This window comes from Streptomyces sp. NPDC053431 (assembly GCF_044544925.1).
Lineage (GTDB): Bacteria > Actinomycetota > Actinomycetes > Streptomycetales > Streptomycetaceae > Streptomyces.
Map to the genome: position 1 here is coordinate 96,936 of NZ_JBITXX010000021.1, position 24,888 is coordinate 121,823.

23 protein-coding genes and 1 pseudogene are annotated in these 24,888 nt (G+C 73.6%); 15 read left to right on the forward strand and 9 right to left on the reverse strand.

The features are described 5' to 3' along the window. Positions 1-35 precede the first annotated feature (35 nt). Positions 36-440 carry an ATP-binding protein gene (locus ACIGXE_RS33080; RefSeq protein ID WP_399753319.1) on the forward strand — a complete coding sequence of 135 codons (405 nt, stop codon included), beginning with the start codon at positions 36-38 and terminating at the stop codon, positions 438-440. 116 nt (positions 441-556) lie between these two features. Here the strand turns inward: ACIGXE_RS33080 and ACIGXE_RS33085 are convergent, their stop codons facing one another. Both ACIGXE_RS33085 and ACIGXE_RS33090 read right to left on the reverse strand, forming a co-directional pair. Next, a complete protein-coding gene (locus ACIGXE_RS33085) occupies positions 557-1,630 on the reverse strand; it encodes a DUF2637 domain-containing protein (RefSeq protein ID WP_399753321.1) in 1,074 nt (357 codons plus the stop codon). Between the two features lie 219 nt (positions 1,631-1,849). Further along, positions 1,850-2,716 (reverse strand): (2Fe-2S)-binding protein, encoded by an 867-nt coding sequence (locus ACIGXE_RS33090; protein WP_399753322.1) that lies wholly within the window; start codon positions 2,714-2,716, stop codon positions 1,850-1,852. Positions 2,717-3,350: 634 nt separating this feature from the next. On the opposite strand from ACIGXE_RS33090, the pseudogene ACIGXE_RS33095 reads away from it, so the two are divergent. Continuing rightward, positions 3,351-4,064, forward strand: a pseudogene (locus ACIGXE_RS33095) (GntR family transcriptional regulator); the annotation flags it as partial. Positions 4,065-4,125: 61 nt separating this feature from the next. Further along, positions 4,126-5,652: a WD40 repeat domain-containing protein gene (locus tag ACIGXE_RS33100; protein WP_399753324.1), complete on the forward strand. Its 1,527-nt coding sequence runs from the start codon at positions 4,126-4,128 to the stop codon at positions 5,650-5,652. A gap of 560 nt (positions 5,653-6,212) precedes the next feature. Here ACIGXE_RS33100 and ACIGXE_RS33105 read toward each other — a convergent pair. Then, positions 6,213-6,980, reverse strand: coding sequence for a hypothetical protein (locus ACIGXE_RS33105; protein WP_399753356.1), 768 nt, complete (start codon positions 6,978-6,980; stop codon positions 6,213-6,215). A 177-nt stretch (positions 6,981-7,157) separates the two neighbouring features. Continuing rightward, a complete protein-coding gene (locus tag ACIGXE_RS33110) occupies positions 7,158-8,852 on the reverse strand; it encodes a PucR family transcriptional regulator (RefSeq protein WP_399753326.1) in 1,695 nt (564 codons plus the stop codon). Positions 8,853-9,143: 291 nt separating this feature from the next. Between ACIGXE_RS33110 and ACIGXE_RS33115 the strand changes: the two genes are divergently transcribed. The 5 genes from ACIGXE_RS33115 to ACIGXE_RS33135 all read left to right on the forward strand — a co-directional run bounded on the left by ACIGXE_RS33115 (position 9,144) and on the right by ACIGXE_RS33135 (position 15,949). Continuing rightward, positions 9,144-10,037, forward strand: a complete 894-nt coding sequence (locus ACIGXE_RS33115; RefSeq protein WP_399753327.1) for an FAD binding domain-containing protein — start codon at positions 9,144-9,146, stop codon at positions 10,035-10,037. A 2-nt stretch (positions 10,038-10,039) separates the two neighbouring features. Then, positions 10,040-10,654, forward strand: a complete 615-nt coding sequence (locus ACIGXE_RS33120) for a (2Fe-2S)-binding protein (RefSeq protein WP_399753358.1) — start codon at positions 10,040-10,042, stop codon at positions 10,652-10,654. Positions 10,655-10,656: 2 nt separating this feature from the next. Then, the gene (gene pucD, locus ACIGXE_RS33125; RefSeq protein WP_399753329.1) at positions 10,657-13,056 is read left to right on the forward strand and encodes a xanthine dehydrogenase subunit D; all 2,400 of its coding nucleotides are present in this window, start codon (positions 10,657-10,659) and stop codon (positions 13,054-13,056) included. A 233-nt stretch (positions 13,057-13,289) separates the two neighbouring features. Next, complete coding sequence (locus ACIGXE_RS33130; RefSeq protein ID WP_399753331.1) at positions 13,290-14,756, forward strand: NCS2 family permease; 1,467 nt, start codon at positions 13,290-13,292, stop codon at positions 14,754-14,756. Between the two features lie 56 nt (positions 14,757-14,812). Next, positions 14,813-15,949 (forward strand): XdhC family protein, encoded by a 1,137-nt coding sequence (locus ACIGXE_RS33135; protein ID WP_399753333.1) that lies wholly within the window; start codon positions 14,813-14,815, stop codon positions 15,947-15,949. An 86-nt stretch (positions 15,950-16,035) separates the two neighbouring features. Here ACIGXE_RS33135 and ACIGXE_RS33140 read toward each other — a convergent pair whose 3' ends face one another. Next, a complete protein-coding gene (locus tag ACIGXE_RS33140) occupies positions 16,036-16,629 on the reverse strand; it encodes an MBL fold metallo-hydrolase (RefSeq protein WP_399753335.1) in 594 nt (197 codons plus the stop codon). A gap of 140 nt (positions 16,630-16,769) precedes the next feature. On the opposite strand from ACIGXE_RS33140, the gene ACIGXE_RS33145 reads away from it, so the two are divergent. Next, a complete protein-coding gene (locus ACIGXE_RS33145) occupies positions 16,770-17,681 on the forward strand; it encodes a GlxA family transcriptional regulator (protein ID WP_399753361.1) in 912 nt (303 codons plus the stop codon). A 128-nt stretch (positions 17,682-17,809) separates the two neighbouring features. Here ACIGXE_RS33145 and ACIGXE_RS33150 read toward each other — a convergent pair whose 3' ends face one another. Next, a complete protein-coding gene (locus ACIGXE_RS33150) occupies positions 17,810-18,415 on the reverse strand; it encodes a TetR/AcrR family transcriptional regulator (RefSeq protein WP_399753337.1) in 606 nt (201 codons plus the stop codon). Between the two features lie 127 nt (positions 18,416-18,542). Here ACIGXE_RS33150 and ACIGXE_RS33155 point away from each other — a divergent pair, with 127 nt between their 5' ends. From ACIGXE_RS33155 to ACIGXE_RS33180, 6 genes are all read left to right on the forward strand, one after another. Then, positions 18,543-19,685, forward strand: coding sequence for an acyl-CoA dehydrogenase family protein (locus tag ACIGXE_RS33155; protein WP_399753340.1), 1,143 nt, complete (start codon positions 18,543-18,545; stop codon positions 19,683-19,685). Positions 19,686-19,769: 84 nt separating this feature from the next. After that, a complete protein-coding gene (locus tag ACIGXE_RS33160; protein WP_399753342.1) occupies positions 19,770-20,174 on the forward strand; it encodes a hypothetical protein in 405 nt (134 codons plus the stop codon). Continuing rightward, on the forward strand, positions 20,161-20,742 hold the full coding sequence (locus tag ACIGXE_RS33165) for a GNAT family N-acetyltransferase (RefSeq protein WP_399753343.1): 582 nt from the start codon (positions 20,161-20,163) through the stop codon (positions 20,740-20,742). The genes ACIGXE_RS33160 and ACIGXE_RS33165 overlap by 14 nt, the downstream gene beginning before the upstream one ends. 81 nt (positions 20,743-20,823) lie before the next feature. Then, positions 20,824-21,585 (forward strand): SDR family NAD(P)-dependent oxidoreductase, encoded by a 762-nt coding sequence (locus tag ACIGXE_RS33170; protein ID WP_399753345.1) that lies wholly within the window; start codon positions 20,824-20,826, stop codon positions 21,583-21,585. Between the two features lie 57 nt (positions 21,586-21,642). Then, positions 21,643-22,347, forward strand: a complete 705-nt coding sequence (locus ACIGXE_RS33175) for a TetR/AcrR family transcriptional regulator (RefSeq protein ID WP_399753346.1) — start codon at positions 21,643-21,645, stop codon at positions 22,345-22,347. 128 nt (positions 22,348-22,475) lie between these two features. Then, positions 22,476-22,868, forward strand: a complete 393-nt coding sequence (locus ACIGXE_RS33180) for a Zn-ribbon domain-containing OB-fold protein (protein WP_399753348.1) — start codon at positions 22,476-22,478, stop codon at positions 22,866-22,868. 127 nt (positions 22,869-22,995) lie between these two features. Here the strand turns inward: ACIGXE_RS33180 and ACIGXE_RS33185 are convergent, their stop codons facing one another. From ACIGXE_RS33185 to ACIGXE_RS33195, 3 genes are all read right to left on the reverse strand, one after another. Further along, the gene (locus tag ACIGXE_RS33185; protein WP_399753350.1) at positions 22,996-23,952 is read right to left on the reverse strand and encodes an electron transfer flavoprotein subunit alpha/FixB family protein; all 957 of its coding nucleotides are present in this window, start codon (positions 23,950-23,952) and stop codon (positions 22,996-22,998) included. Between the two features lie 33 nt (positions 23,953-23,985). Further along, complete coding sequence (locus tag ACIGXE_RS33190; RefSeq protein WP_399753352.1) at positions 23,986-24,771, reverse strand: electron transfer flavoprotein subunit beta/FixA family protein; 786 nt, start codon at positions 24,769-24,771, stop codon at positions 23,986-23,988. A 28-nt stretch (positions 24,772-24,799) separates the two neighbouring features. Next, a partial coding sequence (locus ACIGXE_RS33195) for an acyl-CoA dehydrogenase family protein (RefSeq protein WP_157846636.1) occupies positions 24,800-24,888 on the reverse strand: 89 nt, incomplete at its 5' end.

The following is a 24,888-nucleotide window of genomic DNA, read 5'->3' on the forward strand; positions in this document are numbered from 1 at the left end:
TGAGCCTGTTCGATCCGACGACGGGGTGGGGGGTTATGGCCGGGGAGGCGAAACAGCCGACTCAACTGCTCAGAAAGGTGGGATGCGCGGATCTCACCGCGGTGCCGGAGGTACGGCATGCCTTACGCGCGATGCTGGGGACCTGGGGCGGGCCCGGCGCCACCGATGTCGCGGAACTGCTCACCAGCGAACTGGTGACCAACGCTCTCGTCCACACCGACCACGGGGCGGTCGTCACCGCCACCGTCGTGCCCGACCAGCTGCGGGTGGAGGTCCGGGACTTCGTCTCCGGGCTGAGCCGGACCCGCGTACCGCACGCCGACGACGGTACGCACGGCCGGGGGCTGGTCCTGGTGCAGGCCCTCGCCGACTCGTGGGGGGTCGAGAACCACGGCGTGGGCAAGGTGGTCTGGTTCGAACTGAACGGCGGGGCCGCCTGAGGATCTCCTCGGGCGGCCCCGCCGGAGTGGGCCCGGGCCCTGCCGTCGAACTCCCTCCTGCCCCGCGGCGCCCCGGGCGACGACGGGAGTGCGACGACAGGACCTGGGGGTCCCGCTCAGCCGAACTGCTGCTCCAGGTCCGCGAGCTTGCGCTCCAGGGAGTCCAGGCGGGGCAGCGTCTGGGTGTCGTCCTCGGCGGTGAGGTCCACCGTCCGGGGCTCGCCCGTGCGGGTGTCAGTTCCCCTCACGGCCTGCAGGGAGGGCCGGGATCGAAGCGGCAGCTGTCCGGGATCCGCTATGGCGGGCTCCGCGACGGCGGCCTGCACCGGCCCGGTCGCGGAGCCCGCACCCTGGGCGGCGCCCAGCGCCGCCACCTCGACCTGCCGGCCGCCCCGCCCGAAGGCACGGTGCTGCCGGTTGAGCGCCTTGAGCCGCGCCCGGTCCAGCTTCGCCTGCTCCCGCCGGCGGATCCGGTTCTGCTCCTTCTCCCGCCGGTCCTCGCGCACCTCGTCGACGGCCTCGTCCAGGGTCCGTACGCCTTCCAGGAGCATGAGCGACCAGGCGCCGAAGGTCTCCCGGGGCGCCCGCAGCCAGCGGACCATCCGGATCTGCGGCAGCGGCCGCGGAATCAGGCCCTGCTCGCGCAGCGCGGCCCGTCTGGTCTGCTTCAGCGCCCGGTCGAACAGCACCGCCGCCGACAGCGACATGCCCGCGAAGAACTGCGGGGCGCCCGCGTGGCCCATGCCACGCGGGGCGTGCACCCAGTTGAACCAGGCCGCCGCCCCCGCGAACGTCCACACCAGGAGGCGGGAGCCGAGGGCCGCGTCGCCGTGGCTGGCCTCGCGGACGGCGAGCACCGAACAGAACATCGCTGCCCCGTCGAGGCCGAAGGGCACCAGATACTCCCAGCCTCCGGTGAGGTTGAGGTTCTGCCGGCCGAAGCCGACCAGCCCGTGGAACGAGAGTGCCGCCGCGACCGCGGCGCAGCAGAAGAGCAGCACGTAGGAGGCGGTGCCGTAGACGGCCTCCTTGCGTCTGCGGCGCTCCTCGCTGCGCTCCCACGTGTCGTCGGCCGCGGCCTGGTCACCGGCGCGCTTCCCGCGCGCGAGCACCGCCACCGCCGTCAGGACCCCCGCCACCATCACGCCGCCCGGAAGCAGCCAGTCCAGCGATATGTCGGTCAGTCTCATTGCGGTGTCCCTTGCCTCGCAGTAGTGCCTCGCAGTAGGGCGATACGGCCGCCCATATTGGCCGACCGGGCGGGGCGGGCAGGGGGTTTCGCGGCAAGAGCACGCCATCGGGGTCGTACGACAGGCGAATAGGTGCGATCTGCTCGAACTGGCGCGCGTGAAGCGCGAGTTGTGTTCGAATCACATCACCCGGGCGGGTGGCGTAACGGCGGGAGTCGGTCAGGCGGTCGCCGCGAGGCGGCGAACCCGCTCCGCGTCCGGGGTGCGCGGGCAGGTGAGGCAGGTGTCCTCGGGACGCAGCGTGTAGAAGAGGCAGCAGGCCGCCCGGTCCCGGGTGGTGCGGGTCGTCCCGCACACCTCGGCCGAGCCCGCGAGCTCGCGGAAGCCGGCCGTGCCCGCGTACGGCTTCACCGTGCCCGGCATCAGGCGCTCCAGCTCGGCCAGCGCCCGGCCCTCCTCGCCGAGCAGCGCCGCGACGTACCAGAGGCCCTCGACGATCTCGTCGGTCACCATGCCCCACAGGGCCCGCCGGCCGCGCCGCATCCGGGGCCCGAAGCCGGCCAGCAGCTCCTCGAAGTGCTCCGCCAGGGCGTCCCGCACCTCGGCCCGCAGGGCCTCCTCGTCCGCGACCACCCGCGCGCCCGGCAGGGCGGCGGCCGGGTCGTCCGCCAGACACGCGAACTCCTCCACCCGGAGCGCGACCCGGCCCAGCGGGCGGTGGAAGGCCACGTTGCGGGCGGGCAGCCGGGGCACCCGGCGGTGCAGGAACCAGGGGAGCGTCACCAGGAGGCAGACCGGCCACGCGTACCGGTGCAGTCCGAAGCTCGCCACCACGTCGGGGCGGGCGACCGCCTTGTAGTCCCGCCGCACCTGCGCCTCGTCCCAGGCGAGGAAGGCGTCCAGGGCCTCCCCGCCGGCCGCCATCCGCTCCGTGCCGATCCAGCCCGGGCCGTCCGGCAGTCGCGCTTCCCGGCCGTGTTCGTCGATGTGCAGGCCGGTGAAGACCTCGGCGAGCCGGGCGTAGGCGGCCGCGACGGGCGAGGCGGGCAGGGAGGGGGGAGACGGCAGCAGGGCGGGCAGGGCCATACGGGACCACCGAATCGCGATCGTTAGCAGGTTAGCCTTACCTTACCCGATGCGTACGGTGTTTGAACTGCGACGCCGTCCGCCTATCGTGCACGGGGGACCCCGGCGCCGCGAGCCGGGCCCGGCACGAAGGCGCAGGAGGACCCGGGTGGAGCAGGGCAGCACGCGCGGGCGGACGACCGCACCGTCCGCGGCGACGGTGAAGGCCGACGAGGGCGGCCTCGGCACCGGGTCCCGCGACTCCGCGTCCCACGGCACCGGGTCCCGCGACTCCGCGTCCGGGGGAGCCGGGTCCCGCGACTCCGCGGCCGGGGGAGCCGGATCCCGCGACTCCGCGTCCGGGGGAGCCGGGTCCCGCGACTCCGCGGCCGGGGGAGCCGGATCCCGCGAGGCCGGGGCCCGTGATGCCGGGGCCGGCGATTCCGGCCGCCGCGACTCCGCGACCCGGGCGGGCGCGACCCACGGCGAGGTCTCCTGGGCGCCCGGCGGCTCCACGCGTGTCCCCGACCAGGCCCGCGGACGCGACCGCGGGCAGGAACTCGGGCAAGCCCGCGGGCAGGAACTCGGGCAAGCCCGCGGGCAGGAACTCGGGCAAGCCCGCGGGCAGGAGCGTGGGCGGGGCCGCGGGCAGGACCCTGAGCAGGGCCGCGGCGAGGACCGGGGCCAGGACGTCCGTGGCGAGCACGTGCACGGCGAGGACCCCGTGCCCGGGCTCGCGCCCCGGACCGTGCGGCGCCACTCCGTGCGCGGGCAGATCCTCCAAGCCCTGCGCACCGCCCTCGTCGGAGGCGAACTCGTCCCCGGCGAGGTCTACTCCGCGCCCGCCCTAGGCGAACGCTTCGGCGTCTCCGCCACCCCGGTCCGCGAGGCCATGCAGCAGCTCGCCACCGAGGGCGCCGTCGAGGTCGTGCCCAACCGCGGCTTCCGGGTCACCGAGCGCACCCCTCGTGAGCTGGCCGAACTGGCCGAGGTGCGGGCCCTCATCGAGGTGCCGGTCATGCTCCGGCTCGCCCGTACCGTGCCCGCCGCCCGCTGGGCCGAGCTCCGGCCGCTCGCCGAGGCCACCGCCACCGCCGCCGCGCGCGGCGACCGCGCCCATTACGCGGAGGCCGACCGTGCCTTCCACCGCGCGGTCCTCTCCCTCGCCGGCAACGAACAGCTCCTGGTCATCGCCGACGACCTCCACCGGCGCTCCCAGTGGCCCCTCGTCAGCGCCCCGGCCACCCGGCACGGCGAACTCGTCGCCGACGCCGCCGAGCACACCGCCCTCCTCGACGCCCTGATCGCCCAGGATCTCGCGGTGGTTTCGTCACTCGTACGGGAGCACTTCACCGGAGCGCAGGGCTGACGACTAAGGTCGACAGCGTCAGCCCGCTTTCCGTCCCTGCCGCGCCGACCGAGAGGTGTCCATGCCGTCCGTCCGCGCGGAGCGCCCCGGGGCCTCGGCCCTGCTCGGCTGGCTCACCGACCCCGAGGCCCCCCGCCTCTGCCTCGTCACCGGAGCACCCGGCCTGCTCGACTGGCTCGCCGCGCACGGCCCCCGGGCCGCCGGGCGCCACCGCAGCGTCCGCGCGCTCGTCCCGCTGACCGGGCGCACCGCGCTCGGCACGGCATGGGCCGTCGCCGACCACCTCGGCGTCGTCGCCACGTCTCCCGCCGACCTGGTCCGCGCCCTCGCCACCAGCGACAACGGCCGCGCCGCCCGCACGGTGCTGCTGCTCCCCGCGCTGCACGCGGCCGCCGAACCGGAGGCCGTGGCCGCGCTGCTCGCGGACCTGGCGCGGCTCGGCCGGGTCCGGCTGGTCGTGGAGGCGCGGCCGGGGACGCCCGAGTACGAGCTGCTCGCGGAGGGGCGCTTCGCGGAGGTGGAGGCCGAGGAGCCGGCCGCGGAGCCGGAGCCGCCGGTGGGCGCTCCCGTGGACCTCGCGGACCCGGCCGCCGTGTGCGCCGCCGACCCGGTGGCCGTCACCACCGGCTATGTACGGGAGGCGGGCGACGACCACGGCGGGCTGCGCGCGGCCTGGCTGCGCGCCGGTCAGGCGCTGTGCGCGGCGCGGAGCCCGGCGGACCGGGCCCTGCGGCTGCTCGCCGTCCTCGGCGACGGCGCCGACCCGCGGCTGCGGCCCGCGCTCGAAGACCTGTCCGGGCGGGCGGCCTGGCGGGTTCGGTGGACGCGGGTCGCGGGCGACGTCGCGCCGCCGTGGCCCGGTCCGGTCGCGGCGCTCGCCGCGCAGGACGGCACCCTGCTCGTCGCGGACCTCGGCGGCACCGTACGGCTGCTCGCCGCGGCCGACGCGCGGCCGCTGGGCCGGCTCGACCACCCGGTGACCGGGCGGGTGACCGCACTGGCGCCGGCCCCCGACGGCACGGTGCTGCTGCTCGACGAGCTCGGGCGGCTGCACACCGTACGAGGGCGGGAGCCGCGCCCGCCGTACCTGCGGCGTCTCACCGAGGCGGTCTCGGCCACCCTGACCCGGCATCCCGGTACGGCCCTGGCGGCCATCGCGGGCTCCGTGGTGGTGGGCGACCGGCTCGGCTCCGTCCACGCCTTCGGGCTCACCGGGCTGCACCAGGCGGCGCTGCACAGCGGGCGGGTCACGGCGGTGGCGGCCGTCGAGTCGGCGACGCCGTTCCTGTGCAGCGGCGGCGCCGACGGGGCGGTCCGCCGCTGGACGCCGGGCCGCGACCCGGACCCGGCGCCCCTGGCGGAGCGCGCCTCGCCGGTCGTCTCCCTGGCGGCCACCGAGACGCCGCACGGCCCGGTGCTCGGTGTCGCCTGGGCCGACGGCACGGTCGAACTCCACCGCGTGGAACGGTCCGACCACCTGACGTTCCGCCCCGGCCCTCCGGTCCGCGCCGTCACGGTCACGGCGGACGGCGCCGTGGTCCTCGGCCTGGACGAGGCCCTGATCCGCCTGGAACGCCGACCGACCTGACGCGGGGGGAGGGACCTGGGAGCCCCCCGCCCACCGCCATTGGCGCTTCGCCCGCCTCCCCCAACCTTCGCCCACCTCCGTGTGGGCAGTCGTCCCGCTGGGGCGGGACGGGTGGGCACACGGGACCGCGCCGGGCGGCGCGTCCGCTCCCTGTACCTACGCCCGCCCTTACGGCGCCGCGCCCTCATGCGCAACGTCAAGGCGCGGAAGCCTAGGCGCGGCAAGGCGCGATGTTCCGTTGTGCCCACCCGTTCCGCCCCAGCGGAACGACTGCCCACAACGAGGACGGCCGGGCGCCGCCCCAGCGGAACGACTGCTCACAACGAGGACGGCGGGGCGCCGCCCCAGCGGAACGACTGCCCACAACGAGGACGGCCGGGCGCAGCCCGCAACGACGGGCGCCGGGAGGACGAACGGGAGGGTGGGCGCAGCCCCAGCGGAACGAGTGCCCACAACGAGGACGGCCGGGCGCAGCCCCAGCGGAAGGACTGCCCACGACGGGGCGGCGGCGCGCAGCCCGCACGGCGCCACCGGCCGGCCCCGTCAGATCGCCGGCCCCGTCAGATCGCCGGGCGTGGTGTCAGCTGGCTTGCCAGCCAGGTCGGGACGCCGCCCAACAGGCGGAAGAGGCGGCCGGCTTCGGCGCGTAGGCGGCCGGCTTCCGGTTCCGTTTCCGCCTCGGCGAGGGACGCCAGGGCCGGGGCCGTGCCGACCAGGTAGCCCAACTCCTCCCGGATGCGCAGGGATTCGGCGAATCCGTGCCGCGCCTCGGCCAACTCGCCCTCGCGCAGGGCGAGTCCGGCCAGGTGTCGCCAGGTGAACGACAGCAGCAGGGCGTCGTCGTTGGCGGCGGCGGCCGCGTGGGCGCGGCGGTAGGCGGCGCGGGCCGCCTGGGGCGAGTCGCCCAGGTTCTGTGCGATCAGACCACGCCGGAAGTCCAGGACGGCCCGGCCCGGCGTCTCCGGGCCGATGAGCGCCGCCGCGCGGCCCAGCGCCGCCCGCGCCTCGTCCGCCCGGTCCCGTACGGCCAGCAGGGTCGACGCGTAGGCCAGATAGCCGCGCTCGCACGCCGCCGCCCCGCGCTCCTCGTCGGTCCCGGCCACCGCCTCCGCCGCCCGCAGGGCCTCCTCCGCCTCGGCCCAGCCCTGCTCGGTGTACAGGCAGCGTTCGATCAGCAGGGCCGCCCGCTCCAGGGCGGCGGCCGGTTCGGCCGATCGGGGGGCGAGGAGTTCGGCGGCGTCGGTCCAGCAGCCGCGGGAGCGAAGTCTCCAGACCGCGGTCTCCAGTGGGGTTCCCCGGCCGTACGCCACATTGCCCTCCCCGAGCACGCCATCGAGCTGTGAGTAGGACGGCATCTCAGCACGGACGTGGGGCGGGGGCCAAGGGGTCGGGTGAAAGAATTCACAAGGAGAACTCGGCCGAATGCGGCTCTTGCGCCGGAACGGGGCGGCAGTCGCCTGCCGCCCCGTCAGTTCCGGTGATCACCCGAAGAGATGAACCGGAGATCAGCTCATCCGCAGGGCCAGGAAGAAGTCCAGCTTGTCCTCCAGGCGGGACAGGTCCCGGCTCGTGAGCTGCTCGATGCGGCCCACCCGGTAGCGCAGCGTGTTCACGTGCAGGTGGAGCCGGGTGGCGCAGCGGGTCCAGGAGCCGTCGCAGTCCAGGAAGGCCTCCAGCGTCGGGATGAGCTCGGCCCGGTGCCGGCGGTCGTAGTCGCGCAGCGGGTCCAGCAGCCGGGCCGTGAAGGCGCGGCGGACGTCGTCCGGCACGAAGGGCAGCAGCAGGACGTGCGAGGCCAGCTCGTGGTGCCCCGCGGCGCAGACCCGGCCCGGCCGGGCGGCGGCGACCCGGCGGGCGTGCCGGGCCTCCTCCAGGGCCCCGCGCAGGCCCTCCGCGGAGTGCACGGCGGCGCTGACGCCCAGGGTGAGCCGGCCGTCGTCGGAGAGCCCGGCGGACAGCGGCGCCCGGACGGCGGTGAGCAGCGCGTCGGCGTGCAGGCCGACCGCCGTGGCGGGCAGCTCGTCCTCGCTGTCCGGCAGCGGCGTGGCGGCCAGCGGCACCAGCGCGATGGCCTCGTCGCCGCTGTGGGCGACGGCGATCCGGTCCGCGGACTCGGCGCCGGAGGCCGCGGGATCGACCAGGATCTCCTCCAGGAGGGCCTGGGCGACGGGCCCGCTGTCGATCTGGTTCTGGCCGGCCTCCTGGTCCCACTCGACGCGGGCGACGACCACCTGCCAGTGCGGGGCGGTGCCCAGGCCGGGCAGCAGCACCGGGGCGGCCACCCGAAGGCGGGCGGCGATCTCCGCGGGCGCGGCCCCCGTCTGGACCAGTTCCAGGACCTCCTGGGCCAGCCGGCGCCGTACCGTACGGGCCGCGTCGCGGCGGTCCCGCTCGACGGCGATCAGCTGGGTGACGCCCTGCAGCAGGTCGAGCCGGGCGGCCGGCCAGTCGCCGGCGTCGGCCTCGACGGCGAGCAGCCAGTCGGAGAGCACGGTCTCGCGCACGTCGCGGGAGGCGGGCGTGGCGCCGCGGCCGGTGTTGCGGATCGGGAAGAGCGAGTAGGTGCTTCCGCTCGCGCTCAGCCGGTGCGGACCGCGCCGGCCGGTGCGGGTGGCGGCCAGGTGCTCGCCCGCCAGGGTGGCGGCGAGGGCCGGGTCGAGGGCCTCTCCGGCACCGGCGATCTGCCGGCCGGTGGGGGAAAGCACCCAGGCCCGGAGGTCCAGGTCGGAGCCGAGCAGGTCGAGGACGACCTCGGGACCGCCGCCGGCCGGGCCGGAGGTCATCAGGCGCCGGTGCCGGTCGACCACGGCCGCCAGGTCGCCGGCCCGCTCGCCGGAGACCTGTCGAACAACGTGCTCGGTGATCGTCGCGAACGCAACGGACTCGTTCACCGCGAAGAGCGGCAGCCGGTGGCGAGAACACGCCGTCACGAGATCGTCGGGGATGTCGCCGAGCTCCGCCTCGCCCACGGCCAGCGCGGCCACGCCGGCACCGGCCAGGATGCGGACGAAGGGCTCGGCGTCGCTCGGCTCCCGGAGCCAGGCCAGGCCGGTGAGCACCAGCTCACCCCCCGAGAGGTAGCGGCTGGGGTCCTTCAGGTCCGTCGTCATGACGCCACGCACGGTCCGGTCCAGCTCGTCCTCGCCGCCGAGCAGGCGCAGCCCCAGAGCGTCGTTCTCCAGCAATGCGCGCAGCCGCATGATGTCGCCGCCGTTCCTTCTCGTCGTGGTGGTGGGTTGTCGCGTTGTCGTCGGTGGCGTGATGCCACCGTTCCCAAGGGGAAACAGTGAGGTACCTGTTTCTTCGCCGTTCGTTCGAATCTACAAGACGGTGGTGGTCGCCAGCCAACTCCTTCATGTGTTCGGTGGCTGCACACGGGCGAGCGGGGCTTGTGTACTAGGCCACACAACACCGCGTTAACAGCACGTGAAGAGATCGTCAGGGTCATCGCAGGATCGTCACCGCCACCGCAAGACAGAAGAGAGCCAGCCATGGACTTCCTTCGCCCCGCCAGCTGGGAGGAGGCGCTCGCCGTCAAGGCCGAGCACCCCACAGCCGTGCCGATCGCGGGTGGCACCGACGTCATGGTCGAGATCAACTTCGACCACCGGCGTCCCAAGTACCTGATGGACCTGAACCGGATCGAGCTGCTGAACGCGTTCGAGGTCGGCGAGGACACCGTACGGCTCGGCGCCTCCGTCCCGTACACCCGGATCATGGAGAACCTGCGCGAGGAGCTGCCCGGTCTGGCGCTCGCCTCGCACACCGTCGCCTCCCCGCAGATCCGCAACCGCGGCTCCGTCGGCGGCAACCTCGGCACCGCCTCCCCGGCCGGTGACGCCCACCCCGCGCTGCTCGCTGCGGGCGCCGAGGTCGAGGTCGAGTCGGTGCGCGGCACCCGGCTCATCCCCGTCGACGCGTTCTACACGGGCGTGAAGCGCAACGCGCTGGAGCCCGACGAGCTCATCAAGACCGTCCACGTGCGCAAGGCGGACGGCCCCCAGCAGTTCTCCAAGGTCGGCACCCGGAACGCCATGGTCATCGCCGTGTGCGCCTTCGGTCTCGCCCTCCACCCGGAGACCCGGACCGTGCGGACCGGCATCGGCTCCGCCGCCCCCACCCCGGTGCGGGCGACCGCGGCCGAGGAGTTCCTGAACGCGGCGCTCGAAGAGGGCGGGTTCTGGGACAACGGCAGGACCCTCACTCCCTCGATCGGCCGGCGGTTCGCGGAGCTCGCCTCCGGCGCCTGCAACCCGATCGACGACGTACGGGGCACCGCCCGGTACCGCCGGCACGCCGTGGGCGTCATGGCCCGCCGCACCCTCGGCTGGACCTGGGAGCAGTACCGCGCCGGCAACGGACGCGCCCTGGAAGGAGCGGCATGACCATGCGAGTGAATCTCACGGTCAACGGGCGTCCGCACCAGGCCGACGACGTCTGGGAGGGCGAGTCCCTGCTCTACGTGCTGCGTGAGCGGCTGGGGCTGCCCGGCTCCAAGAACGCCTGCGAGCAGGGCGAGTGCGGTTCCTGCACCGTCCGTCTCGACGGCGTGCCGGTCTGCGCCTGTCTGGTGGCCGCCGGTCAGGCCGAGGGCCGCGAGGTCGACACGGTCGAGGGCCTGGCGGAGTACGCCGGGCGCCGGGCCGAGGACGGCGCGCACGGACCCGACGGCGGCCCCGCCGCCGGCGCCCGCGGCACCTCGCTCGACGAGGCCCGGCGCTGGGAGGCCAGGCCCGCCCAGGACGCCCGGACCGGTGAGGGCGTGCGGCTGTCCCCGATCCAGCAGGCGTTCATCGACGCCGGCGCCGTGCAGTGCGGCTTCTGCACCCCCGGACTGCTGGTCGCGGCCGACGAGATGCTGGAGCGCAACCCGTCCCCGACGGACGCGGACATCCGCGAGGCGCTGTCCGGCAACCTCTGCCGCTGTACCGGCTACGAGACGATCCTCGACGCGGTCCGCCTGGCGGCCGCCCGCCAGGAGCGTCAGGGAGAGGCGGTCTGACCATGGCTCCCCACGCACGCACCGCACCCGCGGGCACGCCCACCGACGTCACCCAGAAGCACCACCGCGGCGGCATCGGCGAGTCCACCCGCCGCCCGGACGGCATCCTGAAGGTCACCGGCGAGTTCGCCTACTCCTCGGACATGTGGCACGAGGACATGCTCTGGGGCCACACCCTGCGCTCGACCCTCGCCCACGCCGAGATCCTCTCCGTCGACGTCACCGAGGCGCTCGCGGTCCCCGGCGTCCGCGCCGTCCTCACCTACGACGACCTGCCGGCCGACGTGAAGCACTACGGCCTGGAGATCCGGGACACCCCGGTCCTCGCCCACGGCAAGGTGCGCCACCACGGCGAGCCGGTCGCCCTCGTGGCCGCCGACCACCCCGAGACCGCCCGCCGGGCCGCCGCGAAGATCAGGATCGACTACCGGGAGCTCCCGGTCGTCACGGACGAGGCCTCCGCCACCGCCCCCGACGCGATCCTGGTCCACGAGCACCGCGAGGACCACCACGCCGGCCACGTGCCGCACCCGAACATCGTGCACCGCCAGCCGATCGTCCGCGGCGACGTCGCCGAGGCCCGCAAGCGGGCCGACGTGATCGTCGAGGGCGAGTACACCTTCGGCATGCAGGACCAGGCCTTCCTCGGCCCCGAGTCCGGCCTCGCCGTGCCGGCCGAGGACGGCGGCGTCGACCTCTACGTCGCCACCCAGTGGCTGCACTCCGACCTGCGCCAGATCGCGCCCGTCCTCGGCCTGCCCGAGGAGAAGGTCCGGATGACGCTGTCCGGCGTCGGCGGCGCCTTCGGCGGCCGCGAGGACATCTCGATGCAGATCCACGCCTGCCTGCTCGCGCTGCGCACGGGCCGGCCGGTGAAGATGGTCTACAACCGCTTCGAGTCCTTCTTCGGGCACGTGCACCGCCACCCGGCGAAGCTCCGCTACGAGCACGGCGCCACCAAGGACGGCAGGCTCACGCACATGAAGTGCCGGATCGTCCTGGACGGCGGCGCCTACGCGTCGGCCTCCCCGGCGGTCGTCGGCAACGCCTCCTCGCTCTCCGTCGGCCCGTACGTGGTCGACGACGTCGACATCGAGGCGATCGCGCTCTACACCAACAACCCGCCCTGCGGCGCCATGCGCGGCTTCGGCGCGGTCCAGGCGTGCTTCGCGTACGAGGCGCAGATGGACAAGCTCGCCGCCCGGCTGGGCATGGACCCCGTGGAGTTCCGTCAGCTCAACGCGATGGAGCAGGGCACGATCATGCCGACCGGCCAGCCGGTCGACTCCCCGGCCCCGGTCGCCGAACTGCTGCGCCGCGTCAAGGCCCGCCCGCTGCCGCCGGAACGCCAGTGGGAGACCACCGAGGGCGCCGACGTACGGCAGCTGCCCGGCGGACTGTCCAACACCACCCACGGCGAGGACGTCGTCCGCGGCGTCGGCTACGCCGTCGGCATCAAGAACGTCGGCTTCTCCGAGGGCTTCGACGACTACTCCACCGCCCGGGTGCGCCTGGAGGTCATCGGCGGCGAGCCGGTGGCCGTGGTGCACACCGCGATGGCGGAGGTCGGCCAGGGCGGTGTCACCGTCCACGCCCAGATCGCCCGTACGGAGCTCGGCGTCACCCAGGTGACCATCCACCCGGCCGACACCCAGGTCGGCTCCGCCGGTTCGACGTCCGCCTCCCGGCAGACGTACATGACCGGCGGCGCGGTGAGGAAGGCCTGCGAGGCCGTCCGCGAGAAGGCCCTGGAGCTGGGTCGGCGCAAGTTCGGCTCGTACCACCCGGCGTGGGCGACGGCGGAGCTGCTCCTGGAGGGCGGCAAGGTCGTCACCGACGGCGGCGAGGTGCTCGCCGACCTGGCCGACGTCCTCGAGGACGAGGCGATCGACCTGGAGCTGGAGTTCCGGCACCGGCCGACCGAGGCCTTCGACCGGACCACCGGGCAGGGCTCCGGACACGTCCAGTACTCCTTCGCCGCGCACCGCGCGGTGGTCGAGGTGGACACCGGGCTCGGCCTGGTCAAGGTCATCGAGCTGGCCTGCGCCCAGGACGTCGGCAAGGCGCTCAACCCGCTGTCCGTCATCGGCCAGATCCAGGGCGGCACCGCCCAGGGCCTGGGCGTGGCGGTCATGGAGGAGATCGTCGTCGACCCGAGGACCGCGAAGGTGCGCAACCCCTCCTTCACGGACTACCTCATCCCCACGATCCTCGACACGCCGGCCATCCCGGTCGACGTGCTCGAACTCGCCGACCCCCACGCGCCGTACGGCCTGCGGGGAGCCGGCGAGGCCCCGACCCTGTCGTCCACCCCGGCCGTCCTCGCGGCGATCCGGGACGCGACGGGGCTGGAGCTCAGCAGGACGCCGGTCCGCCCCGAGCATCTGACCGGCACCTCGTAAAACCTCTCCGGACGGCGCGTGCCTCCCTGGAACGTCACAAGTCCGCGCCCGCACCGTCCGGAGATCCCCTTCCCGGGGAGCCAGCAGTACCGCAGTGCCGCAGTACCGCAGTACCGATTCACCCCGTTCGTCTCGGGCCGTCCCCCGGGTCGTGCAGCCAACTGCAAATCCCAAATCCCGCAGTCCCCCACGGATTGACGCGGGTGCCCCTTTGAACCTTGGGAGTAGGCCCCATGACCCAGTCGTCAGTGGAGCCCAAGACCACGTCGGAGGACGCGGGCAACGGCTCGCGCAACCCCGCCGGTAGGTCTTGGCTCGACCGGTACTTTCACATCTCGGAGAGAGGATCCACCGTCGCGACGGAGATCCGCGGCGGCGTCACCACCTTCATGGCGATGGCGTACATTCTCCTGCTCAACCCCCTGATCCTCTCCGGCAAGGACGTCGACGGCAACGTCCTCAGCCAGCCCGCGCTGATCACCGCCACGGCACTCTGCGCGGCCGCCACGACCCTTCTGATGGGCTTCTGGGGCAAGGTCCCGCTGGCCCTCGCCGCCGGCCTGAGCGTCTCCGGCGTGATGGCCTCCCAGGTCGTCCCGGTCATGACCTGGCCGCAGGCGATGGGCATGTCCGTGGCGTACGGTGCCGTGATCTGTCTCCTGGTCGTCACCGGCCTGCGCGAGATGATCATGAACGCGATACCCCTCGCGCTCAAGCACGCGATCACCATCGGCATCGGTCTCTTCATCGCGATCATCGGCTTCGTGAAGGCCGGCTTCGTGCACGAGAACCCCGCCCCCGGCGGCGGTCCCGTCTCGCTCGGCCCGGCCGGTGAACTCGAGGGCTGGCCCGTCCTGATCTTCGCGGTCACCCTGCTCCTGATCTTCGCGCTGCAGGCCCGCAACGTGCCCGGCGCCATCCTGATCGGCATCGTCGTCGGCACCCTCGTCGCGGTCGTCCTCAACGCGGTCGCGGACATCCCGGGCAAGGCCTGGTTCTCCGGCCCGCCGGAGCTGGACGGCAGCGCGGTCTCCGCACCGGACTTCTCCCTGCTGGGCAACGTGTCCTTCAGCGGCTGGGGAGACGTCGGCTACATCACGATCACCATGATCGTCTTCACCCTGGTGCTGGCCGGCTTCTTCGACGCCATGGCGACCATCCTGGGCGTCGGCACCGAGGCCAAGCTCGCCGACGAGCAGGGCCGTATGCCGGGCCTGTCCAAGGCCCTGTTCATCGACGGTGCCGGCGGCATCCTCGGCGGCGCGGGCGGTGCCTCCGGTCAGACGGTCTTCGTCGAGTCCGCCACCGGCGTCGGCGAGGGCGCCCGCACCGGTCTGGCCTCCGTGGTCACCGGCGGTTTCTTCGCCCTGTGCCTCTTCTTCACGCCGCTCACCGCGATCGTGCCGCAGGAGGTCGCCGCCGCGGCCCTCGTCGTCATCGGCTCGATGATGATGCAGAACGCCAAGCACGTCGACTGGAGCGACCGCTCCGTGGCGATCCCGGTGTTCCTGACCGTGGTCCTGATGCCCTTCACGTACACCATCACCACCGGTGTCGCGGCGGGCGTGATCTCCTACGCGGTGATCAAGTCCGCGCAGGGCAAGGCCAGGGAGGTCGGCGGCTTCATGTGGGCGCTGACCGGGGTGTTCGTCGTCTACTTCGCGATCCACCCGATCGAGAGCTGGCTGGGCGTCGGCTGACGGGCGTGACCCCTGGGTAACCTCGCCCTCCACACACCCTTCCCGAGGAGTACGAGATGCTGGACATCGCCGAAGAGCTGCACCGGTGGGTCGAGCAGGGACGTGAGTTCGCCGTCGCCACGGTCGTGGCGGTCGGCGGCAGCGCGCCCCGTCCACCGGGCGCCGCGCTCGCCGTCGACGGCGACGGCACGGCGATCGGCTCGGTCTCCGGGGGCTGTGTGGAGGGCGCCGTCTACGAACTGTGCCGGCAGGCCCTCGAGGACGGCAGGACCGTCCTGGAGAGCTTCGGCTACAGCGACGAGGACGCCTTCGCGGTCGGCCTGACCTGCGGCGGCGTCATCGACATCCTCGTCACCCCGGTCCGCGGCGGGGTCTGTCCCGCCGCCCTGGCCGCCGCCGTCTCGGGCGAGGCGGCCGCCCTCGTCCGCGTCGTCTCCGGCCCGGAGGACCTGTTGGGGCAGGCCCTCCTGGTCCGGCCCGACGGTTCGTACGAGGGCGGCCTCGGCGGCCACCCCGAGCTGGACCGCACCGCGGCCGGCGAGGCACGCGCCATGCTGGACGCGGGCCGCACCGGCACCGTGGAGATCGGCGAGGAGGGCAGCCGCTGCGGACGGCCGCTCACCCTTCTCGTGGAGTCCTCCGTACCCCCGCCGCGCATGATCGTCTTCGGCGCCGTCGACTTCGCCGCCGCCCTGGTCCGGGTCGGCAAGTTCCTCGGCTACCACGTCACCGTGTGCGACGCCCGCCCGGTCTTCACCACGAAGGTCCGCTTCCCCGACGCCGACGAGATCGTCGTCGCGTGGCCCCACCGCTACCTGGAGTCGACGGAGGTCGACGGCCGGACGGTGCTCTGCGTCCTCACGCACGACGCCAAGTTCGACGTCCCCCTGATCCAGGCCGCCCTCAAGCTTCCCGTCGCCTACATCGGCGCGATGGGCTCCCGCCGCACCCACGAGGACCGCAACAGGCGCCTCCGCGAGGCCGGCGTCACCGAACTCGAACTCGCCCGGCTGCGCTCCCCGATCGGCCTCGACCTCGGCGCCCGTACGCCCGAGGAGACCGCGCTGTCCATCGGCGCGGAGATCGTCGCCCACCGGCGCGGCGGCAGCGGCGTCTCCCTGACCGGCGCCCACACCCCGATCCACCACGACGTCCCTCGCGAACCGGCCGGCCGGATCGGCTCCGTGGCCTGACCGGCTCCCGCCGGACCGGCTCCGTGTTCCTGACCGGCTCCGTGGCCCGACCGGCCCGCGCCGGCCCTCGATCCGTCGGACCGGCCCTACAGCGGCGTGTCGTCGCCGCCCTCGAACGGTGCGCCGTGGCCGGGCACGATCAGGTCCGCCGCCGCCAGGACCCGCCGCCGGGAGGCCCGCAGCAGCTCACGGTCCGGCGCGACCGGGTCGTCCGCCGGGCCCTCCGCGTGCCACCACAGGTCGCCGGCGAAGGCCACCACGCCCTCGGCCGTGCCCGCCAGCAGCGTGATGTCCTCGGGGCTGTGGCCGGGAGTGCGGATCAGCCGCAGCGACGGGGTGAGCTCGTAGCCCTCCGCGTCCCGGTTCGTCCACCGGTCGCCCCGGTACTCCACCTTGTGGTCGTGCACCCGGGCGGTGGGGAAGAGGCCCACGTTCATGGTGTTGTCCGGGTGGTGGTGGCTGAGCACCACGTCCGTGATGTCCTCGGCGCCCAGGCCGAGTTCGGCGAGCGGGGCGAGGATGTGCGCGGGGCTCGCGACCATGCCCGGGTCGAAGATCACATGCCGTCCCCCGTCGGACACGTAGGAGACGGTGGCGGCCACGCCGGGGCCGGTGGAGCCCACGTAACCGGTGGTCAGGACCTTGTACACGGCGCTGCGGCCGAGCGGTGCGTCTGTCATGCCCTCAATCCTGCGCGGGGACGGTGCCGTTCACGAGTGGCACCCCTGCCTACGATCGCAGGATTCGTGCCACGGTGTGGAACACTGCGCCCGTGCCGCCTTTCCAGACCGTCGCCGCCTACGCCCCGCCCGGCGTCGGCATGCTCGCCGTCGGCGTCGTCACCGAGGTGTTCGGTCCGCACGGACCGGAGTTTCCCGGCTTCGACCTCGCCCTGTGCGCCGAGGGGCCGGGCCCGGTGCCCACGGACTGCGGGGTGCCGCTGTCGCTCACCCACGGCCTCGACCGGCTCGCCGAGGCCGACCTGGTCATGGCCCTGCCCGGGGCCGGGTTCCGCACCCCGCCCGGCCCCGCCGTGCTCGAGGCGCTGCGGGCGGCGCACGAGCGCGGCGCGGTCGTCGCGGCCCACTGCGTCGGCACCTTCGCGCTCGCGGCCGCCGGGCTCCTCGACGGCCGGCGGGCGACCACCCACTGGCGGTTCGCCGGACTCCTCGCCGAGCGGCACCCGTCGGTCAGCGTGGAGGCCGACGCGCTGTACATCGACGAGGGGAACGTCGTCACGGGCGCGGGCGCCGCCGCCGGCTTCGACCTGTGCCTGCACCTGCTGCGCCGGGAGTACGGCGCGGCGCGGGCCAACGGGGTCTCCCGGGACATGGTGCTGCCCGCCCATCGCGACGGCGGGCAGGCCCAGTACCTGGCCGCGCCCGTCCCCGCCGACGGCCAGGACGAACGGCTCGCCGAGGTCCTCGGCTGGGCCCGTGAGCACCTGCACGAGCCGCTGCCCGTCACCGAACTGGCCCGCCGCGCCATGATGAGCCGGCGCACCTTCGCCCGCCGTTTCGCCGCCGCGACCGGCACCACCCCGCACGCCTGGCTGCGCGAGCTGCGCCTGAGCAGGGCCGAGGAACTCCTGGAGACCACCGACCTCCCGGTCGAGGAGATCGCCCACCGGGTCGGCTACACGAGCGCGGCCGTCCTGCGTGAGCAGTTCGTCCGGCGCCGGGGCGTACCGCCCCGCTCCTACCGGCGGGCCTTCACCGCCACACCCCGCTGAGGCGGCGGCCGCGGCGGTCGCTCAGCCCGTGCGCAGGCCGCGGCGGCTGAGCCTGTGCGCGGGCCGCGGCGGCTGAGCCTGTGCGCGGGCCGCGGCGGCTGAGCCTGTGCGCGGGCCGCGGCGGTGGCTCAGCCCTTGCGCAGGCCGTGCAGCAGCAGCTCCGAGAGCTGCTCGTACGCCGCCGCGTCGGCCAGGCCGGTCGCGGCGGCCACCTGCCGCCGCTGGATGCGGACCATGACCGAGGCGATCACGTCCGCCGCGAAGCTCACGTGGACCTCGCGGAAGACCCCGGCCCGCACGCCCTCCTCGATGAGCTGCTGCACCCGTCCGGCCGCGGCCCGGGTGTTGCGCTCGTAGACCTCGGCGGCCGGTTCGAAGGCGGCCACGTCGTCGAAGAACTGCGGGGAGACCGGGGCGAGTTCGGCGGAGACGGCACGGAGATAGGCGGCCAGGCGCTCGGCGGGGCCGGTCGCCGCCGCGAGCACCGCCTCGACGCGCACGGTGGCCCGCCGGAAGAAGTGCACCACGGCGGCCCGGACCAGTTGCTCCTTGCTGCCCGCGAGGCCGTACAGGGTCCGCTTGGAGCAGTGCAGCCGGGCGGCGAGGTCGTCGAGGGTCAGCCGGGCGAAGCCCTCGCCCACCAGGAGCGCCACGAGGTCCTCGAAGAGCTCGGAGCGCCGGGCGGCGCCCCGGCCGGTGAGCTTGGGGACGCCGACGGCGGAGGTCTCGATCACCCGAACAGTATGCCGGGCGACCCGTTCGGGGGGTTACGGGAACCCTCTTCTGCGCTACGCTAACCGGTACTGCCGTACCCCTCGCAGTACCGTTTCGCAGCACCGTACGCGTCGTGATGGAGTCGCCATGGATGTCGACCGCCTGCTTCCCACCCCCGAGGCAGCGGACCTCATCGCTCTCACGCGGGAGATCGCCGACAAGGAGCTGGCCTCCCGCGCCGACGAGCACGAGGCCGCCGAGACGTATCCGGAAGGTCTGTTCGCGACCCTCGGCGGGACCGGTCTGCTCGGCCTGCCGTACCCCGAGGAGTTCGGCGGCGGAGGCCAGCCCTACGAGGTGTACCTCCAGGTCCTCGAAGAGCTCGCCGCCCGCTGGGCGGCCGTCGCCGTCGCCACCAGCGTCCACACCCTCGCCTGCCACCCGCTCCACTCCTTCGGCACCGCCGAGCAGAAGGAGCGCTGGCTGCCCGAGATGCTCGCCGGCAAGCTCATCGGCGGCTACAGCCTGTCCGAGCCGCAGGCCGGCTCCGACGCCGCGGCCCTCGCCTGCAAGGCCGAGCGCACCGAGGACGGCGCCTACCGCGTCACCGGCAACAAGGCCTGGATCACCCACGGCGGCAAGGCCGGCTTCTACGCCCTCTTCGCCCGCACCGCGCCCGGCAGCCACGGCATCTCCTGCTTCCTCGCCCCCGGGGCCACCGAGGGCCTCAGCTTCGGCAAGCCCGAGCGCAAGATGGGCCTCCAGGCCGTCCCCACCACCTCCGCCCACTGGGACGGCGCCCTGATCGAGGCCGACCGTCGCATCGGCGACGAGGGCCAGGGCCTGCAGATCGCCTTCAGCGCCCTCGACTCCGGCCGTCTCGGCATCGCCGCCTGCGCGACCGGCCTCGCCCAGGCCGCGCTGAGCGCCGCCGTCGCCTACGCCAACGAGCGCACCACCTTCGGCCGGAAGATCATCGACCACCAGGGCCTCGGCTTCCTGCTCGCCGACATGGCCGCCGCCGTCGACGCGGCCCGCGCCACCTACCTCGACGCGGCCCGCCGCCGTGACCTCGGGCGGCCCTTCAGCCGCCAGGCCAGCGCGGCCAAGCTCATCGCCACCGACACCGCCATGAAGGTCACCACGGACGCCGTCCAGGTCCTCGGCGGCTACGGCTACACCCGCGACTTCCCGGTCGAGCGCTACATGCGCGAGGCCAAGATCATGCAGATCTTCGAGGGCACCAACCAGATCCAGCGCCTGGTCATCAGCCGCCAGCTCACCGCCTGACCTGCTCCGGTTGCCCCGGTGTGCCGTCGGGCGTACCCCGGAAGAGGGGAACCCGATCCGTCACGTTCGGAGAGGAGCCCCGTCATGCTCGGCGACCTGATCGGCGAGGAACAGGGCGAGACCACCGGAATCCGGGTGCTGTCCACCGACGGCGGCCACCCCGTCCTGGAGGCGTCCTTCCAGGCGACCGGCACCCTCCTGGGGACCGGGGTGAAGGACATGGGCACGTACGAGTCGGTGATGCGCGCCGACGGCACGCTCTTCGGAGAGGGCCAGGGCGTCATCATGACCCAGGGCGGCGACACCGTCACCTGGCACGGCTCCGGCGTCGGCCGCCTCGACGAGGCCGGCACGGTGCACTGGCGCGGCGCCATCTTCTGGGAGACCGCGGCCGCCGCGTTCAGCCGGCTCAACGCGACGGCGGGAGTGTTCGAGTTCGAGACGGACGAGAGCGGAAAGGCCACCGCGAAGGTCTATGAGTGGAAGTAGCGCCGGGAGCGCCAGGGAGTACTCCGCGCCGCCGATCGTCCACCGGTCGGCGGCGCCCGCCGACCGGGAGCGGATCGAGGCGATCGACGACTCCTTCACGACGGACAGGATCTACGAGGTCGTCGCGGACGGCGCGGGATTCGCCCTGCGCGAGCGGATCGTCGACCCGCCGCTCGTGAAGGTGTTCCCCGACGAGGGCGAGGACGAGGACGACGGCTCCGGCGGAACGTACGTGGAGGTGGCCGTCGCCGGGGGCGAGGTCTGCGGCTTCGTCGAAGTCGGCGTCGAGGAGTGGCACAGCCGCCTCGTCGTCCACCGGATCGCGGTGGCGCCCGCCCACCGGGGCCGCGGCGTCGGCGCCGCGCTGATGGAGCGGGCCTGCGCGTACGGCCGCCGGGCCGGAGCGCGGACCGCCTGGCTCGAGGTGACGAACGTGAACGCGCCCGCCGTCCGCGCCTACCGGCGCATGGGCTTCGAGCTGTGCGGGCTCGACACCACCTTCTACCGGGGCACGGCGAGCGAAGGAGAGACGGCCCTGTTCATGAGCAGGGGGCTCGATACCCCGTAGACCGGCCGCAGCAGGCAGTTCGGTCGCAGCAATCATTCGGTCGAAGCAATCGGTCGAAGGCAATCTCGTACGAGGAGTTCCATGGACATCGCAGGTTCCGCCGCGCTCGTCACCGGTGCCGCATCCGGGCTCGGCGCCGCCACCGCCGCCGCGCTCGCCGCGAAGGGGGCCACCGTCTACGGCCTCGACCTCGACAAGGCCGTCGCCGGGGCGGAGGCCCCCGCCGACGGGGTCACCCTCGTCGGCGCCGACGTCACCGACGAGGAGCAGGTGCGGGCCGCGCTCGCGCGGATCGAGGAGGACGGCGCCGAGCTGCGGCTCGCCGTGAACTGCGCCGGGATCGCGCCCTCCGCGCGCGTGCTCGGCCGCAAGGGCCCGCACGACCTGGCCCTGTTCCGTTCCGTCCTCGACGTCAACCTGGTCGGCACCTTCAACGTCATGCGGCTCGCCGCCGAGGTCATCGCCCGGCAGGAGGCCGACGCCCACGGCCAGCGCGGCCTCGTCGTGAACACCGCCTCCATCGCGGCCTTCGAGGGGCAGGTCGGCCAGATCGCCTACGCCGCCTCCAAGGCCGGCGTGGCCGGGATGACCATCACCGCCGCCCGTGACCTCGCGCAGTTCGGCATCCGGGTGGTCACCGTCGCGCCCGGCATCGTCGACACCCCGATGATGGCCGGCTTCAGCGAGGAGATCCGGGCCGGGCTCGCCGCGAGCGTCACCTTCCCGCAGCGGCTCGCCCGTCCCGAGGAGTACGCCCGCCTCGTCACCATGATCGCCGAGCACGACTACCTCAACGGTGAGACCATCCGGATGGACGGCGCCCTGCGCATGGCAGCCCGCTGACCACGGGTGTGGCACCAAGTGCCGCCGCGGGAGGGATCCGAGTGCTAGGTTCGGGGTATGAGCACCAACCCCGCCAAGCCCTCGATGCGTGACTCCCTCGTCGCGGCGGCCTTCCAGCTCTTCCTGGAGCGCGGCTACGAGCAGACGACGATCGACGACATCGTCCGCACGGCCGGGGTCGGCCGGAGGTCCTTCTTCCGGTACTTCCCGTCGAAGGAGGACGTGGTCTTCCCCGACCACGAGCAGAGCCTCGCCGACATGACCGAGTTCCTGGCCGCGAGCGAGGACTCCGACGACCCGCTGGAGCGGGTCTGCGAGGCCACCCGTCTCGTCATGCGGATGTACGCCGAGAACCCCACCTTCTCCGTCCAGCGCTACCGCCTCACCCGCGAGGTGACCGGTCTGCGGACGTACGAGCTCTCCGTCGTCTGGCGGTACGAGAAGACCCTCGGCGACTACCTGCGCACCCGCTTCGCCGACCGCCGCGACGGCACCCTGCGGGCCAACGTCGTCGCGGCCGCCGTCGTCGCCGCGCACAACCACGCCCTGCGCCACTGGCTGCGGTCCGGCGGCGAGGGCGACCCCCTCGCCGAGGTGGACCGGGCCCTGGAGTTCGTCCGGGACACCTGGAGCCCCGAGGGCGGCGCGAGCGGCGGGCCGGGGGAGCAGGAGACCGACGACGTGGTCGTGGTCATCGCCAAGCGGTCCACCCCGATGTGGCGCGTGGTGCGCGAGGTCGAGGCGAGCCTCGGCGACGTCTGAGTGTCCCCAGGGACACAGAGGGATCTCAGTATCGTCAATTGAGGGAACTCAGGTCTTTATTTGCTGGCACTCAGTGCCATATGTTTGCTCCATGCACGGTTGAGCCGCCGAGTGCAAGGAGAAGCATCGTGTTCCACACCGGATCCACGGGCCTGCGGAACGGGACCGCCGTCCTGGCCGACGAGTCGGCCGCCGAGCCCGAGCTCTACTTCCAGCGCTGCCGCTGGTGCCAGACCACCACCTTCCAGCGCCTGCTCTGCCCGACCTGCGGGTCCACCGACCTCGCCCCTGAACTCAGCGCGGGCGAAGGGGTGATCTCCGTACGCCGCGCCTTCACGGCCGCCCAGGCCGACCTCTGGCCGGTGCACATGGCGGAGGGCTTCGTGGTGCAGTGCCGGGTCGACGGACCGCCGCACGCGGTGCGCCCCGGGGTCCGGGTCCGGCTCTCCCACGACGGCTCCACGGGCCGCAGGCCGGTGGTCCGGCTGTGCGAGGAGGTCGCGCTCGACGGCTGGTTCTGAGCGCGCCGCACGGGCGTACGAGGAAGGGGCGGGTGGCACAGAGTGCCACCCGCCCCTTCCTCGTATGTGCGTCAGGACGGGAGGTGCGGGTGGTACCGAGTGCCACCCGCACCTGCCACGCATCGGATCAGGGGGCGCCGATCTCGTCCGTCAGCTGCGGCAGCACCTCGAAGAGGTCGCCCACCACGCCGTAGTCGACCAGGTCGAAGATCGGGGCCTCCGGGTCCTTGTTGACCGCCACGATCGTCTTCGAGGTCTGCATGCCGGCCCGGTGCTGGATCGCGCCGGAGATGCCCGCCGCGATGTACAGCTGCGGCGAGACCTGCTTGCCGGTCTGGCCCACCTGGTTGGAGTGCGGGTACCAGCCCGCGTCCACCGCGGCGCGCGAGGCGCCGACCGCCGCGCCGAGCGAGTCGGCCAGCTTCTCGACGACCGCGAAGCCCTCGGCCGCACCGACACCGCGGCCGCCCGAGACCACGATCGCCGACTCGGTCAGCTCCGGACGGCCGGTGGAGACCCGCGGGGTGCGCGAGACGACCTTGGCCGCGTTGCCGGTGAAGGTCACGGTCACGTTCTCGACCGCGCCCGCGGCCGGAGCCGCCTCCGGGGCCGCCGAGTTCGGCTTGACGGTGATGACCGGCACGCCGTGCGAGACCGTCGACCTCGTCTGGTACGAGGCGGCGAACACCGACTGGGTGGCGACCGGGCCGTTCTCGCCGGCCTCCAGCTCCACCGCGTCCGTGATCAGGCCGGAGCCCAGGCGCAGCGCCACGCGCGCCGCGACCTCCTTGCCCTCGCCCGAGGAGGTCACCAGAACGGCGGCGACGCCCTTGTCCTTGGCGATCTGGGTGAGCGCGTCGACCTTCGGCACGACGAGCTGCTCGGCGAACTCGGCGCCGTCCGCCACGTACACGGTGGCCGCGCCGTACTCGCCGGCCGTCGCGGCGATCGAGGCCGCGGCCTCGCCGGCGCCGAGGACGACCGCCGAGGGCTCGCCGATCCGGCGGGCCAGGGTGAGCAGTTCGAGGGCCGGCTTGCGGACCGCACCGTCGGCGTGGTCCACGAGAACCAGGATCTCAGCCATGATTCCTTGCTCCTGAGGGGTGGTGACGGTGGGTCAGATGAACTTCTGGGCGGACAGGAACGCGGCCAGCTGCTTGCCGCCGTCACCCTCGTCCGTGACGATCGTGCCCTGCGTGCGGGCCGGGCGCGCCGTGGCCGACTCGACGAGGGTCCAGGAGCCGCCGAGGCCGACCTCGTCGGCGTCGATGCCCAGGTCGTCCAGGTCCAGCTCCTCGACCGGCTTCTTCTTGGCGGCCATGATCCCCTTGAAGGAGGGGTAACGGGCCTCGCCGGACTGGTCGGTGACCGACACGACGGCCGGCAGCGGCGCCTCCAGCTGCTCGCTGGCGGCGTCGCCGTCCCGGCGGCCCTTCACGACGCCGTCCTCGACCGAGACCTCGGACAGCAGCGTCACCTGGGGCAGGTTCAGGCGCTCGGCGAGCAGCGCCGGCAGCACGCCCATGGTGCCGTCCGTCGAGGCCATGCCGCAGACGACCAGGTCGAAACCGGTCTTCTCCAGCGCCTTGGCGAGGATCGCCGAGGTGCCCATGACGTCGGTGCCGTGGATGTCCTCGTCGTTGACGTGCACGGCCTTGTCGGCGCCCATCGACAGCGCCTTGCGCAGCGCGTCCTTGGCGTCGTCCGGGCCCACCGTGATGACGGTGACCTCGGCGTCGTCCGCCTCCTCGGCGATCCGCAGCGCCTGCTCCACGCCGTACTCGTCGAGCTCCGAGAGCAGCCCGTCGACGTCGTCGCGGTCGACGGTCAGGTCGTCGGCGAAACCGCGGTCACCGGTGGCGTCGGGAACGTACTTCACACAGACAGCGATCTTCAGGGTCACGGCCTGTCTCCTTTCGAGTAACGGGGGATTACGGGAGGTTGCGGGCCATGACGATGCGCTGGACCTGGTTGGTGCCCTCGTAGATCTGGGTGATCTTGGCGTCGCGCATCATGCGCT

Excerpts from the sequence above, each read along its gene's own strand:
- ACIGXE_RS33080 (WP_399753319.1), top strand. The coding sequence starts at position 36 with ATGGCCGGGGAGGCGAAACAGCCGACTCAACTGCTCAGAAAGGTGGGA.
- ACIGXE_RS33085 (WP_399753321.1), bottom strand. The coding sequence starts at position 1,630 with ATGAGACTGACCGACATATCGCTGGACTGGCTGCTTCCGGGCGGCGTG.
- ACIGXE_RS33090 (WP_399753322.1), bottom strand. The coding sequence starts at position 2,716 with ATGGCCCTGCCCGCCCTGCTGCCGTCTCCCCCCTCCCTGCCCGCCTCG.
- ACIGXE_RS33100 (WP_399753324.1), top strand. The coding sequence starts at position 4,126 with ATGCCGTCCGTCCGCGCGGAGCGCCCCGGGGCCTCGGCCCTGCTCGGC.
- ACIGXE_RS33110 (WP_399753326.1), bottom strand. The coding sequence starts at position 8,852 with ATGCGGCTGCGCGCATTGCTGGAGAACGACGCTCTGGGGCTGCGCCTG.
- ACIGXE_RS33115 (WP_399753327.1), top strand. The coding sequence starts at position 9,144 with ATGGACTTCCTTCGCCCCGCCAGCTGGGAGGAGGCGCTCGCCGTCAAG.
- ACIGXE_RS33120 (WP_399753358.1), top strand. The coding sequence starts at position 10,040 with ATGCGAGTGAATCTCACGGTCAACGGGCGTCCGCACCAGGCCGACGAC.
- pucD (WP_399753329.1), top strand. The coding sequence starts at position 10,657 with ATGGCTCCCCACGCACGCACCGCACCCGCGGGCACGCCCACCGACGTC.
- ACIGXE_RS33130 (WP_399753331.1), top strand. The coding sequence starts at position 13,290 with ATGACCCAGTCGTCAGTGGAGCCCAAGACCACGTCGGAGGACGCGGGC.
- ACIGXE_RS33135 (WP_399753333.1), top strand. The coding sequence starts at position 14,813 with ATGCTGGACATCGCCGAAGAGCTGCACCGGTGGGTCGAGCAGGGACGT.
- ACIGXE_RS33140 (WP_399753335.1), bottom strand. The coding sequence starts at position 16,629 with ATGACAGACGCACCGCTCGGCCGCAGCGCCGTGTACAAGGTCCTGACC.
- ACIGXE_RS33145 (WP_399753361.1), top strand. The coding sequence starts at position 16,770 with ATGCTCGCCGTCGGCGTCGTCACCGAGGTGTTCGGTCCGCACGGACCG.
- ACIGXE_RS33155 (WP_399753340.1), top strand. The coding sequence starts at position 18,543 with ATGGATGTCGACCGCCTGCTTCCCACCCCCGAGGCAGCGGACCTCATC.
- ACIGXE_RS33160 (WP_399753342.1), top strand. The coding sequence starts at position 19,770 with ATGCTCGGCGACCTGATCGGCGAGGAACAGGGCGAGACCACCGGAATC.
- ACIGXE_RS33165 (WP_399753343.1), top strand. The coding sequence starts at position 20,161 with ATGAGTGGAAGTAGCGCCGGGAGCGCCAGGGAGTACTCCGCGCCGCCG.
- ACIGXE_RS33170 (WP_399753345.1), top strand. The coding sequence starts at position 20,824 with ATGGACATCGCAGGTTCCGCCGCGCTCGTCACCGGTGCCGCATCCGGG.
- ACIGXE_RS33175 (WP_399753346.1), top strand. The coding sequence starts at position 21,643 with ATGAGCACCAACCCCGCCAAGCCCTCGATGCGTGACTCCCTCGTCGCG.
- ACIGXE_RS33185 (WP_399753350.1), bottom strand. The coding sequence starts at position 23,952 with ATGGCTGAGATCCTGGTTCTCGTGGACCACGCCGACGGTGCGGTCCGC.